Origin of the sequence: Methylomicrobium lacus LW14 (genome assembly GCF_000527095.1) — a bacterium.
Classification (GTDB): domain Bacteria; phylum Pseudomonadota; class Gammaproteobacteria; order Methylococcales; family Methylomonadaceae; genus Methylomicrobium; species Methylomicrobium lacus.
Map to the genome: position 1 here is coordinate 807,215 of NZ_AZUN01000001.1, position 14,066 is coordinate 821,280.

At 53.5% G+C, this 14,066-nt stretch carries 6 protein-coding genes; all 6 read left to right on the top strand.

Annotated features, from left to right (window positions below; translation table 11 throughout):
- The first annotated feature begins 329 nt into the window (after nucleotides 1-329).
- The 6 genes from METLA_RS0103590 (at nucleotide 330) to lepB (ending at nucleotide 14,041) form a co-directional block, all read left to right on the top strand.
- Entirely contained in the window at nucleotides 330-2,612 is a 2,283-nt protein-coding gene (locus METLA_RS0103590; protein WP_024297251.1) for a bifunctional diguanylate cyclase/phosphodiesterase, read from the top strand.
- Nucleotides 2,613-3,252: 640 nt separating this feature from the next.
- A complete protein-coding gene (locus METLA_RS0103595; protein ID WP_024297252.1) occupies nucleotides 3,253-4,179 on the top strand; it encodes a YfdX family protein in 927 nt (308 codons plus the stop codon).
- Nucleotides 4,180-4,277: 98 nt separating this feature from the next.
- Nucleotides 4,278-6,821, top strand: a complete 2,544-nt coding sequence (gene mgtA, locus METLA_RS0103600; protein WP_024297253.1) for a magnesium-translocating P-type ATPase — start codon at nucleotides 4,278-4,280, stop codon at nucleotides 6,819-6,821.
- A gap of 435 nt (nucleotides 6,822-7,256) precedes the next feature.
- Nucleotides 7,257-11,117, top strand: coding sequence for a patatin-like phospholipase family protein (locus METLA_RS0103605; protein WP_024297254.1), 3,861 nt, complete (start codon nucleotides 7,257-7,259; stop codon nucleotides 11,115-11,117).
- Between the two features lie 305 nt (nucleotides 11,118-11,422).
- Nucleotides 11,423-13,222 (top strand): translation elongation factor 4, encoded by a 1,800-nt coding sequence (lepA, locus tag METLA_RS0103610; RefSeq protein ID WP_024297255.1) that lies wholly within the window; start codon nucleotides 11,423-11,425, stop codon nucleotides 13,220-13,222.
- 42 nt (nucleotides 13,223-13,264) lie between these two features.
- Complete coding sequence (gene lepB, locus METLA_RS0103615) at nucleotides 13,265-14,041, top strand: signal peptidase I (protein WP_024297256.1); 777 nt, start codon at nucleotides 13,265-13,267, stop codon at nucleotides 14,039-14,041.
- Nucleotides 14,042-14,066: the final 25 nt, after the last annotated feature.

The window sequence follows — 14,066 nt, forward strand, 5'->3', positions numbered from 1 at the left end:
CACGATTAATATCCACGAAAAACTCGAAAGGCACGAAAAATTTCACGGCATCTTGTATTTTGTAACACTCTGCTTTTTGCCAAAGCCAAAATGTGGGCCCGTGCGGATTTTACGGTCCTTCTATCATCAAGCTATTGTCCACTGCGTGCCGAAGGGTATCAGTTCACATTTCTTCTAATATTCATATATACTTATATTATTTATTTCCCGTTGCAACTATGCTGCTGTCCACATCAATACAGATGTGGGTACTGACGGGGCTAATCATGCGGGTGAACCCTGAAAAAGCGGTAGGGTCGCCAGGTTTTTGATGCGATAAGAATCTGCTAATGAGTTCAAACAATCAGTCCTCGGCACAAGATTTGCCAAAACAGGCCCGGCAACCGGACTTTTTAGACCTGACCGTTCAGGATCAGACCAGAATTTTGCAACAGCAGCAAGATATTGTGAGCCGGGTCGCGCAAGGGCATGATGCGATCAGCATCTGCGAGCAGATCTGTTTGTTTGGGGAATTGCTGGTGTCTAACTCGGCCGCATCGATCATGCTGTTCGACGAAGCGGGCCAGGTCTTAAATGTTTTCGCCGCGCCGAGTGTGCCGGATGAGGCCGTCAGATTGCTTAACGGCCTGCGCCCCGGGCCGGGCGCCGGTTCTTGCGGCAATGCCGTCTATCGACAACAGCCGGTTTATGTCAGGAATACGTTGACCGATTCCCGCTGGCAGGATAATCGCCATTTAGCGGAAGCGTTTAACATTTGCGCCTGCTGGTCAGTGCCTATCCGCGCCAAGAATGGCAAAGTTCTGGGGTCTTTTGCATTATCAAGCTTCGAACACCGCCTGCCCAATGCATTTCATCAGAAATTACTCGAATTGGCCGCCAACCTCGTCAGTATCGTCCTCGTACAACAAAGGACGAATGACCAGCTGTTTTTGGCGGGCAAGGTTTTTGAGAACAGCATGGATGGGATTCTGATAACCGACCCCTCCAGGCAGATCATCTCGGTCAACCGGGCTTTTTCCGATATCACCGGCTACCCTGCGGAGGAGGTGATCGGAAAAAATCCTTCTCTGTTGTCGTCCGGACGCCAGGATAGCGAGTTTTACACTAACATGTGGCACGCGATCCGCTCGGCCGGCAGTTGGCGGGGCGAAGTATGGAACAAGCATAAAGACGGCAAGCATTTCCCGATCTGGATCAACATCAACGTCATCTATGACAAGAACGGCAATATCACGCATTATTTGGGCATATTCAGCGATATTTCGGAAATCAAGCGCCTTGACCACATCATCTGGAAACAAGCGAACTTCGATTATGTGACGGGCCTGCCGAATCGCAATATGTTCCATGATCGTCTGGAGCAGGATCTGAAAAAAGCCCAACGCAAGGGCGAGCGGGCCGCGCTTTTCTTTATCGACCTGGATCATTTCAAGGAAATCAACGATTCGTTGGGCCACGGCATGGGCGATCGTTTGCTCAAGGATGCCGCGCAACGCCTGCGCGAGAGCGTGCGTGAAACCGATATGGTGGCGCGTTTGGGCGGAGACGAATTCACCGTGATCATCAACGATTGCGAGAATGACCAGAGCATCGGCCGTATTGCGCAGAACATTCTCGATAAATTGGCGATGCCATTTTATTTGGAACACGAAATGGCCTACATCTCGGCCAGCATCGGCATCGCGCTATTCCCCAATGACGCGACCTCGATCGAAGCGTTGCTGAAAAACGCGGACCATGCGATGTATGCGGCTAAAAACGAGGGCCGTAACCGTTTTCATTATTTTACTCCGGCCATGCAGGCCGCCGCCGAACTGCGCCGAGGCATTGCGCATGATCTGCGCGCGGCAATCGCGGGCAACCAGTTGCAGCTGTACTATCAGCCGATCGTCGATCTTGCCTCCGGAAGCATCCACAAGGCCGAAGCCTTGCTGCGCTGGCGGCATCCGGAAAAGGGCTTTATCAGCCCCGAGATTTTTGTGCCGATCGCCGAAGAGACCCGCATGATTGTAGAGATCGGAGATTGGGTGTTCAGGCAGGTCGCGAAACAGGTAGCCGTTTGGCAAGCCGCGTACCATCGGGATTTTCAGATCAGCGTGAACAAATCCCCGGTACAGTTTTTGATTGAAAATCGCGCGAATTCATCCTGGATCGAGCATCTGCGCGAACACAAGCTGGGAGAGCACAGCATCGTGGTCGAAATCACCGAAAGTTTGCTGTTGGACGCGAATGATCGGGTCACGAAACGGTTGCTCGAGTTCCGGGATGCCGGCATCGAGGTGGCGATCGACGATTTCGGCACCGGCTACTCCTCGCTGTCCTACCTGAAAAAATTTGACATCGATTACCTCAAGATCGACAAGTCGTTCGTCCACAACATTACCCCGCAATCGAATGACATGGTTTTGTGCGATGCGATCATCAGCATGGCGCACCGACTGGGCATCAAAGTGATCGCGGAAGGCGTCGAAACCGAGGCGCAGCGCGACTTGCTGGCGGCCGTCGGCTGCGATTATGCGCAGGGTTACTTGTTTTCGAAGCCGGTTTCCGCACAGGAGTTTGAGAGATTATTGCTGACCGGGTCAATCGGTCAGGGTTTTGCCAGTGGCTGAGCGAAGCCGAAGCCAACGATTTATTTGCAATCGATTATGGATACATTTTTTCTAAAAAATCGCCTAAACAACGGCCTTTTCGAGCATTGTTCCTGAGTTCCCGATTCACGCGTAATCTTCCTCAAAAAAACCGAGCGCTAAGGTCCGCAGAGCCACTGCGACAGTAACGCGGATCATCCCTACGCACCGCAACGCCGGGGCCAAAAAATTGTCCAGATATCCTAAAAGACTCGGATGTCCATACTCCCTTTAACGAAGGGAGCTATGGATTGAATGGGTTTAAAACAACCACCTTGGATGAGTTTATTAAACCGATACCGAGTGCTGTAAAGCATTTAAAACGGCCGAAAAGAGAATAAACAGGGGGGGTATTTACGGTCCAAGTCGCTCTGCCAATTTCTAAGCAATCGCGTCAATAGCGGGCTTTAGGGGGATAGGCAAGCTTTTCCTTGATCCCGTTGTCAGCGATGCGATGGTTTTGGCATGCGGCTTGCTGTATTACGAAATGCAAAGACACGAAGCCTATCCACTCCGATTCAGATCATATCGGCAAACGCAGTGATCGCCTCATCGAGAGCTTAAGCTTATGTCTATCGGCTAATTGCCGTGCTAACCATCATTCGATATAAAGGGCAAAAACATGAACAGACAGGCATTGAAAAAAACGAGCGCGACGGCGGCGATCGCCATCGTTGTGTCAGCCGGGATGGCATTCAGCGTTTCAGCGGCAACCGACTCACCCCAAGCGGCTTCTGCATCGGCGTCTGTGCCGAAAGAATCGCTGGCGACAAAGAATAAACTGCTTGCGGAAAGGCAACAAAAAATAGAGCATGAGGCATTAGAGGCGGTGACGGGCACGCAGCACGCCTTAATGGCGTTGCAAACGAACGATACGAAAAAAGCGACGGCCTTACTTCAGGATGTTTCCGGCAAACTCGGTATTTTGTTAGCGAAGTACCCCAAGATCGATTTGATTTCCGCGAATGTCGAAGCGGAGGTTGATGATTTCGACAGCGATTCCGCTCAAGTCCAAAAAATGGTCGATCAAGCCGATACCTTACTCAGAGGGCATAAGGTGCAGGATGCCCGTTATCTTCTGGATGAATTGGTCAGCGAAGCACGCATTACCACGACAAGCATTCCTTTAGGCACATACCCTGCGGCCATCAAGGAGGCGGCCAAACTGATCGATCAAGGCAAAACGGAGGAGGCTAAGGAAGCGCTGTACGCTGTTCTGAGTCTGCTGGATAAAACCACCGAGATCATGCCGTTGCCGGTGCTGAAAGCCGAGGCGTTGCTGACGGCTGCATCCGAGTTGGAACATAAAAGCGATTTAAAAAAAGAAACCAGCCGGGACGAAATCTTGAAATTGACCGATGCGGCCAAGGAGAAGTTGAAACTGGCTGAAATTTTGGGTTATGGCGCCAAGGAAGATTATAAGCCGCTTTACGATGCCATCGACGGAATCAAAGACGTCATTCATACTCAAAAAGCGGCGGCCACCTGGGATAAGCTTAAAAACGCGCTCTCGGCCTTCAAGAATAAGATCATTCATACCGGTAAATAAAGGTCGACAAAGCTGCCGTTAATTTCAGATCGATTAACGGAGGTGATCCGCTTTAGGAAAAACTTGGCAGGAATTCAGTCTTATCGAAGGAGAGTCTCATGACACTACCCAAACTGCCGGCGGCAGCCAAAACCGATTCAGCTTTCTGGGCCATTGGCGTCGATCAGCATCTGCAACGGCTGCAAACGCCGGCGCTAGGCCTCAGCGATCAGGAAGCCGGCGAGCGCCTTAAACGCTTCGGCGCCAACCGACTGAACGGAAAGAAAAAAACGGGGTCCGTGCACCTGTTTTTGGCTCAGTTCAAAAGCTCGATTATCCTGATCTTGCTGTTTGCGACCGGGTTATCCTTTTTCCTACATGACAAAGTCGATGCGGCGATTATTTTGACCATCGTTTTGATCAGCGGTGTCCTGGGATTCTGGCAGGAAAAAGGCGCGGCCGATGCGGTCGAAAAATTACTCGCGCTGGTGCAAATCAAGGTGGCGGTCATGCGCAGCGGCATCGCATCGGAGGTTCCGGCCGACGAACTGGTTCCGGGCGATATAGTCGTCTTGAAAGCCGGCGACATCATTCCGGCCGATTGTGTGTTACTGACCGCCGACCATCTTTTCATCGATGAAGCGATGTTGACCGGCGAAAGTTATCCGGTCGAAAAATCACCCGGCCTCGTTGCCGCCGATGCGCCGCTAGGCCAGCGCAGCAATGCGCTATGGATGGGAACGCATGTGCAAAGCGGTGAAGCACAGGCTTTAGTCATTGCCACCGGGCAAAGTACCGAATTCGGCAAACTGTCCGGACGTATCAAACTCAAAGCGCCTGAAACCGATTTTGAACGCGGAGTCAGGCGCTTCGGCTATTTGCTGATGGAAGTCACCTTAATCCTGGTCATCATGATTTTTGCGGTGAACGTTTATCTGCATAAACCGGTGATCGATTCGTTCCTGTTTGCATTGGCGCTGGCTGTGGGGCTGACGCCGCAATTGTTGCCCGCGGTGATCAGCATTAATCTGGCGCATGGCGCCAAACGCATGGCCGCGGAAAAAGTCATCGTCAAACAGCTGGCTTCGATTGAGAACTTCGGCAGTATGAACGTACTGTGTTCGGACAAGACCGGCACCTTAACCGAAGGCAAGGTGCACCTGAAGAGCGCGGTGGATTGGGAGGGCAAACCCAGCGAGAAGGTTTCGCGTTATGCTTATCTGAATTCTTTTTACGAGACCGGCTTCAATAATCCGATCGATGAAGCAATCCGGAATTTTCGTTCGTTCGATGTCAAAGAGTGCCGAAAATTAGCTGAAATTCCGTACGATTTTTATCGTAAACGTTTGAGTATGCTGATTTCCGATGCCGGCACGAGCGTTCTGATTACCAAGGGTGCGCTGACCAATGTGCTGGATGTCTGCTCGCACGCTGAAAACAGCGACGGCAGCTTGACCGCTATCGATGAAGTTCGAAGCCGTATTGAACAAAGTTATCAAGCCTATAGCGCGCAAGGCCTTCGCACCTTGGGTCTTGCCTATAAGCCCCTGACTGAAGAAAATAAGCTTGATAAGGACGATGAAAAGGAGATGCTGTTTTTGGGCTTTATCACCTTGTTCGACCCGCCCAAAGCCAACTGCGCCCAAACTATCGAGCAATTACGCGAACTCGGCGTTACCCTGAAAATCATCACCGGCGATAATCGTTTGGTTGCCGAAAGCGTCAGTCATCAATTGGGGCTGTCGGGCGCCAAGATTTTGACCGGCCCGGAAATTGCGCAAATGAGCGGTAGGGCCTTGATGAATCAAGTAGCCGAGGTGAATGTCTTCGCCGAAGTCGAACCCAACCAGAAGGAACGCATTATCATCGCCCTGAAAAAAGCCGGCTTTGTGGTCGGTTACATGGGCGACGGGATTAATGATGTTTCCGCCTTGCATGCCGCCGATGTCGGCATTTCGGTCGATAGCGCAGCCGATGTTGCCAAGGAAACCGCTCAAATCGTGCTCTTGGAAAAAAATCTGGACGTTCTGGTCAAAGGCGTCAAAGAAGGCCGCATCACCTTCGCCAACACGCTGAAATATGTGTTCATGGCGACCAGTTCCAATTTCGGCAATATGTTCAGTATGGCCGGGGCATCGCTGTTCCTGCCTTTTCTCCCGTTATTGCCCAAGCAAATACTATTAACTAATCTGCTGACCGATTTTCCGGAAATGACTATAGCATCCGATAACGTCGACCCGGAAATGGTGACCCAACCCCGGCGCTGGGACATTCAATTCATTCGCAAATTCATGTTCACCTTCGGCATCGTCAGTTCACTATTCGACTATCTAACCTTCGGTTTGCTGTTAGGGTTAAAGGTACCCGTCGAGCAATTTCGCACCGGTTGGTTTTTGGAGTCGGTGGTATCGGCGGCCTTGATCGTCTTTGTCGTTCGCAGCAGCAAGTCTGTCTTCAAAAGCCGGCCCGGCAGCTATCTGGTGGGCGCCACGTTAACGATTATCGCTTTGACAATTGCCTTGCCATATTTGCCGTTCGCTTCTTTGATCGGCTTTGAGCCGCTTTCATTCAGTCTGCTGGCTTTATTGGGAGGGATTGTTGCGCTTTATATCGCGACCGCCGAAGTGGCCAAGCGGATATTTTATCGGTTTACCAAAATTTAACGGGCTTCGGTTCGAGTCTCCATTCTCCGTTTATTTTGTTCTCTGTGTTTAAGGATAAGTCCAGCGTTTTGCCGCATTGGATCAGGCGATCAGCGGAGACAACGCCTTCAAGCTAATTTGCCGTGGGAACTCAGGGAACGCCGAACCCCAGTTCGGCGCGAAGCGATGTTAGAAAATTAATAGCATGCTCCCGATAAAGAAAAGCTACAGTCAGAACTGGCAGTTCAGTGGTTTTTGTGGCAGGATGCACGAGCCGGCTGCAAAAAACATAAAGTATCAAGTATAAGATACAAGTAATTGATTAATAAATTAATAATAATGTAAAAATTACGGGATTATTATGCTTGCAGTGAGGGCTCTGCGGGGCGAGTTGACTGCGGCCTAACGTAAGATTCTTATGCCCTTACCGGGCTGAAAAATAAAGTAGGGGGAAATATGAATAATAACAATGAACATCCTTCGCTTGTGAATAAAGTCGGTGCAGATACGCTCGAAAGTCTGTTGCCGGATAAAAAATGGTTCGATCTTTTCAAGGACAAAAAAGCCTGGATCGATCTCTTCACCCTCGGTGATCCGCAGGGGGAATGGCGCCTGCTGTTGACCGAACGCAAGCCTGAACTGGGCGAGCGCCTTGCCGCCAAACCGGAATTGGCCGAGCTTTTTGCGCGCCATCCGGGGTGGCGGGACGTGCTTGCGGACCATGACGAAGCGGCGGCGTTCCTGACCAGCGCGCCTTATCTCGACCGCCTGAACTTGTTTTTGCCGCATCCGGCATGGATCGGCCTGTTCAAAAGCCAGGCAAAATCCCTGCTCGAAAAATTGGATGCGGATGGCGCGTGGGAAAAATCATTTAAAAATAATTCGGAATGGCTCCAATTATTCATTAGTAAACCGGAATGGGCCGCGCTGTTTTTGCATAAACCGGAGTGGTTCGACCGGCTTAGCGATGATTTTGCCTGGGCGGAAAAACTGGCCGGCGATACGGAATGGGGCGAACAATTCGCTCTCGACCCGGAGTGGGCCTTCGTATTCGCCTATGAACTGAAGAAGCTCGGTGCACGCCAGGGGCAGGCTATCGACCCGAAAAACCTCGTAGGGCTGGCTTTTTCAGGCGGCGGCATCCGCAGCGCATCGTTCGGCCTGGGCGTGCTGGAGGCGCTGAGAGATTTCGGCTTGCTGAAGAAAGTCGATTACCTGTCGACCGTTTCCGGCGGCGGCTATATCGGCGCCTGGTTGAGCGCGAATTGCAGGCGCGCGAATGGGAATGGCGTGTCTGACTGGCTGAGCGGGGAGGCGAAGGATCAATGGGACGATTCGATTCGGCATTTGCGCCGCTACTCGAATTATCTGTCGCCCAAGGTCGGGCTGTTCAGCGCCGACACCTGGACGATGGCGGCAGTCTGGCTGCGCAACACCTTGATGATACAGTTGACGGTGATTCTGGGCCTTGCGGTGCTGCTGTTGGTCCCGCACCTGTTGTTTGCGGTGTTCAATTGGTGGCCCGAGGCGGGGGATGCGCCTTTCATCGCGCTCGATTGGCGCTGGACGACGGTCGCGCTGTTCATTCTCGCGGTGACCGGCATCGCCTACAACAATCGCAGCCTGAACATCAAAAAGACGGAGGCCAAGATTCAGTGGCTCAGGGTTTTTGTGTTGCTCGCGATCGCCGCGGCGGTCTATCAGCGTTACGACTTTCAACCTTTTGCATACCGGGAGCTGGCGAGTGAAATTTCGGATGTTGCGGTTGCGGTTGCAATCGCGCTGTGTTTGGTGCTGGTCGGTTTCTTTCTGCTGCCGGCCGTGCTGCAATTCAGAAAAGACAGGTCCGATCGCGATGTCCCGTTCGATTATTCGCAAGGGGCGGTGCAGCTCTGGGTCGTGCTGCCGATGCTGGCGGTCGGTTTTTTCGTGGCGGCGATCGTCTGGCAGCGAAGTCTGAAACCGCCTTATAGTCATTGGGAAACCTACGGCGATTTTTTTACCGGAGCTTGGGCCTACTGGCCGTTCCCGCTGACAGTCGCTTTCGTCTCCCTGTTTTTGCTCGCCTTCTGCTGCCTGAAGGACGGCGCGGACGATGCGCAAGAAACACCCGACGCGAACCTGCTCGCCCAGCTTGAAAAAGGCGTGGTGCTGGTATTGTCGCCCACGATCGCGACCTTGGTGTTGTATCTGTTGATCACCGCGACCATGTTGCTGCTGCACACATGGATAACGCCTGACGAGGATGGGCGGTGGCTGCTCAAAGGCTGGGTGCAGCAACCGGAAGACGTCGGGAAATGGCTGGCGTTTGTTTGGGCGCCGCCGCTGATCCTGTTTGCATTCTCGATCTCGATCATCATGATGCTGGGCGTTTTGGGGCGTCACTCGATCGAAGGCGTGCGCGAATGGTGGAGCCGCCTCGGCGCCTGGTTGTCGATTTACGGCGTCGGTTGGATGGTGATCAGCGTGGCGGCCGTATATGGGCCGGCTCTTAGCAAACTGCTGGTGGAGGAAAACTGGGATGAGCTACTTGGAGGGACCTGGATAGGAACGACGATCGCCGGTGTTTTTGCCGGAAAATCCACGTCGACCGCAGGCAATGGAGGCAGCTCGAGGGTGCTCGAGGTCGTCGCGAAAATCGCGCCATTCGCGTTCATCCTGGGTTTGCTGGTCGCGGTGTCGACGCTCGTGTCCGTGCTGATCAAGGAGGCGCCGGCAGACATAAGCCAGGAACATTGGGCGATGTTGCTATTTGCGGCGGGGTGCATGCTGACATTGCTGCTCGGCTGGCGTGTCGATATCAACGAATTCAGCTTCAACGCTTTTTACCGCAACCGGCTCGCGCGCTGTTATCTCGGAGCGACCCGGCTCGGCGCCACCCGGCCGACGCAGCGCCAGCCGCAGATCTTTACCGGCTTCGACGATCGCGACGACTTGCCGCTGGCGGATCTGGATGATTTGAACGGGCCTTTGCATATCGTCAATTGCGCGCTGAATCTGGGCGGGTCGAGCGATTTAGCGCTGCATACCCGGCAAAGCGCGAACTTTACCTTGACGCCCTATGCTTTCGGCAGCCGCTATCGAATCAAAAGCGAAGGCGGCGGGGATGACGGCAGCAGGCCGGTCGGTTATTTGAATACGCGCGAATTTTGCAAACGCTTTGGCCAGCCGACGTTGGGGCAGGCGATTGCGGTATCGGGCGCCGCCGCGAACCCGAACATGGGCTATCATACCTCGCCGGTCACCGCCTTCCTGATGACCTTGTTCAACGTGCGCTTGGGCTGGTGGTTTCCGAATCCGAGCCAACCCAACGTTAACAGGACTTCGCCGAGATTCGGCTTGACCTATTTGCTGATGGAGTTGTTCGGTGCGGCGAACGAACGTTCCGATTACCTGTCGATTTCGGACGGCGGTCATTTCGAAAATCTGGCTGCTTACGAACTGATAAAACGCCAGTGTAAAGTGATCATCATCAGCGATGGCGAGTGCGATCCTGAGTATCAGTTTGAAGGCTTGGGCACCCTGATACGGATGTGCGATGTCGATTTTGGGGCGAAAATCGACATCGATGTGCGCTCCATCCAGCCGGATGCTGGGGTCCGCTGGAGCCGGAATCGCTGCGCGGTAGGCGAGATCGTTTATAAGGATAGTTCTACCGGCACCTTAATCTATATCAAAGCCTCGATGAATGGGCATGAGGATACGGCCGTGATGCAATATAAGGCGTCGCATCAGGCTTTCCCGCACGAGTCGACCAGCGACCAATTCTATGGCGAAGACCAGTTCGAGAGTTATCGCCGCTTGGGGCGCGATATTACCAGGCGGACTTTCGACCCGGTGCTGAGAAATATCGATTCCGATACCCGGCTCTACATCGAGGGACTCTATATCGAGGCGCCGGATTTTATCGAGTGCGCAAAAAGGCTCAGCGACATCTGGTCGCCGATTCTGCCCAGCATTGCCCAGTTCTCCCGGCATGCGGACCGCCTGATGGGGCTCTGGTCGGCGATCGGCGGTAATAAAGACCTGCAATCCCTGGATGCGCAATTGGCTGCAGCTTCCCCCGAACCGATTCCCGAAACTTTCCGGTCGACGTTTTATTTCTGCAGCGAATTGATTCAACTGATGGAGAACGTGTATTTGGATCTGGATTTAGAGGAAACCTGGAAACATCCGGATAACGAAGGCTGGCGGACCTTGTTCATCCAATGGGCGAAGTCGGAAGCCTTTCGGGATACCTGGAAAAGGACACATCGCAGTTACGGTTCGAGGTTCCGTTATTTTTGTCATCGCCACCTGCATTTGCCGGTTTCTTGAGGTTCTTGAAATGGCGCCTCGGCGGCTTTCGATGCGGCGTTTCCAGGGGCGGGGCGGGATTTGCAAGCCCGCCCCGAACGCTTCAAGCCAACTTCACGGCTTCGATAGTTCCGCCCGGCGAGAGGTGGTGAAACGATGTTTAAATTTGTTTTACGCAAATCCTTGCGGTTCAGGTCTGCTTGATTCTGTTATAATGTCCGGTTTATATTCAGGCGCGGTCCGACTCGCTCCAACAGCATTGGACAATCATTTCCCGGTATGGTCCCGCCTTCCGTTCATCGGCCTCTACAGACTTAGCAGATACAGTGGATTTAAAACATATCAGAAATTTCTCGATCATCGCGCATATCGATCACGGCAAATCGACGCTGGCGGACCGTTTCATTCAGATTTGCGGCGGGCTCAGCGATCGGGAAATGTCCGCGCAGGTGCTGGACTCGATGGATATCGAGCGGGAGCGCGGCATTACGATCAAGGCGCAGAGCGTGACTTTGGATTATAAGGCGAAGGACGGCGAGACTTACCAACTGAATTTCATCGATACGCCGGGACATGTCGATTTTTCGTATGAAGTCTCTCGCTCGCTGGCCGCCTGCGAGGGCGCCTTGCTGGTCGTCGATGCGGCGCAAGGCGTCGAGGCGCAAAGCGTCGCGAACTGTTATACCGCGATCGAGCAGGGCCTCGAAGTAGTGCCGGTGCTGAACAAGATCGATCTGCCGTCCGCCGAACCGGAGCGGGTGATTGCCGAAATCGAGGATGTAATCGGCATTCCGGCCGATGAAGCGCTGAAGATCAGCGCGAAGACGGGTATAGGCGTCAGCGATGTGCTGGAGCAACTGGTGGCCAAGGTTCCGCCGCCCGAAGGCAATAGCGAGGGGCCTTTGCAGGCCTTGATCATCGATTCGTGGTTCGACAGTTACCTCGGCGTGGTGTCGCTGGTCCGTATCGTGCATGGCAGCATTCGTCGCAAACAAAAGATCACGATCATGTCGACAGGCAAGTCGTTTCTGGTCGAGAAGGTTGGGGTGTTTACGCCGAAGCGTCTCGAAAAAGACATACTCGATACCGGCGAAGTCGGTTTCGTCGTGGCCGGCATCAAGGACATTTTCGGCGCGCCGGTCGGTGATACGATTACCTGGACCGACAAGCCGGCTACCGAGCAATTGACCGGCTTCCAGAGGGTGCAGCCGCGCGTGTTCGCGGGGCTGTATCCGGTCAGCTCGGACGATTACGAGGAGTTGCGCGAGGCGTTGAACAAGCTCAATCTGAACGATGCGGCCTTGCAGTTCGAGCCGGAAACGTCGCAGGCCCTGGGCTTCGGTTTCCGCTGCGGTTTCCTCGGCATGCTGCACATGGAGATCATCCAGGAGCGGCTCGAGCGCGAATACGATGTCGACCTGATCACCACCGCGCCGACCGTGGTTTATGAAGTCGTCACGCACGGCAATCAGATCATTATGGTCGATAATCCCGCCAAGCTGCCGGAAGCGGGCTTGATCGAGGAGATCCGCGAGCCGATCATCCGCGCGAATATTTTCGTGCCGCAGGATTATCTCGGCAGCGTGATCAATCTGTGCATCGAAAAGCGCGGCGTGCAGAAAGACATGCAGTTCGTCGGCCGGCAGGTTGCGATTCATTACGAGATGCCGCTCAGCGAGGTCGTGCTCGATTTCTTCGACCGCCTCAAATCGGTCAGCCGCGGCTTTGCCTCGTTCGATTATGAGTTTTTGCGTTTCCAGGAAGCGCCTTTGGTCAAGCTCGACGTATTGATCAACGGCGACAAGATCGATGCGCTGTCGATCATCGTGCACCGCGATCAAAGCCAAAACCGGGGCCGCGATCTGGTCGAAAAAATGAAGGACCTGATTCCGAAGCAGATGTACGAGGTCGCGATTCAGGCCGCGATCGGCGCGAAGGTGATCGCCCGCTCGACGGTCAAGGCGATGCGCAAGAACGTGACCGCGAAGTGTTACGGCGGCGACATCACCCGTAAGAAAAAATTGCTCGAAAAGCAAAAGGCCGGCAAGAAACGGATGAAACAGGTCGGCAATATCGAGATACCGCAGGAGGCTTTCTTGGCGGTCTTGCAGTTGAACAAGGAATAGAGCGGTGTCTTCACTTTATAATCAGCACAGGATTGGATAACGATGGACTACGATTTTTCGTTTTTTCTGTTCGTGGCGACCGTCGTCACGGGCGTCATTTGGGGCGGCTATGTCGCATGGTTAAAGACCCAAAACAGACCCTACGACGCAGAAAACGAACCCTGGCTGGTCGAATATGCGCATTCGTTCTTCCCGGTCGTGTTGATCGTGTTAGTGCTGCGTTCATTCATTGCCGAGCCGTTTCGGATTCCTTCCGCCTCGATGATGCCGACCTTGTTGATCGGCGATTTCATTCTGGTCAATAAATTTACTTACGGCATTCGCCTGCCGGTGATCAACAAAAAAGTGATCGAGGTGAATGAGCCGCAGCGCGGCGATATCGTGGTGTTCCGCTTTCCTAAGGACCCGACGGTCGATTACATCAAGCGCGTGATCGGTCTTCCGGGCGACAAGATCGGCTATTTCAATAAAACGCTTTCCGTGAACGGCGCGCCGGTCAGTCAGGCGGCCATCGGCACCTATGAAGGCCGCGGCCAGGGACAGGACATGAGCGGGTCGATCGAACTGAACGAGGATTTGACCGGCGTCGAACATAAAATTCTAGTCCGGCAGGAAGCGCCTACGGTCGAAGGCGTGTTTGTGGTGCCGGAGGGGCATTATTTCGTGATGGGCGACAACCGCGACAACAGTAACGACAGCCGTTACTGGGGCATGGTGCCGGAACAAAATCTGGTCGGCAAGGCGTTCTTTATCTGGATGAGCTGGGATTGGCAGGATAAAGGCGTCGGTTTTGACCGTATTGGCACCGCGTTAAAATAAACTAGACTTAGGGGATTCATTCATT

Excerpts from the sequence above, each read along its gene's own strand:
- METLA_RS0103595 (WP_024297252.1), top strand. The coding sequence starts at position 3,253 with ATGAACAGACAGGCATTGAAAAAAACGAGCGCGACGGCGGCGATCGCC.
- METLA_RS0103605 (WP_024297254.1), top strand. The coding sequence starts at position 7,257 with ATGAATAATAACAATGAACATCCTTCGCTTGTGAATAAAGTCGGTGCA.
- METLA_RS0103590 (WP_024297251.1), top strand. The coding sequence starts at position 330 with ATGAGTTCAAACAATCAGTCCTCGGCACAAGATTTGCCAAAACAGGCC.
- mgtA (WP_024297253.1), top strand. The coding sequence starts at position 4,278 with ATGACACTACCCAAACTGCCGGCGGCAGCCAAAACCGATTCAGCTTTC.
- lepB (WP_024297256.1), top strand. The coding sequence starts at position 13,265 with ATGGACTACGATTTTTCGTTTTTTCTGTTCGTGGCGACCGTCGTCACG.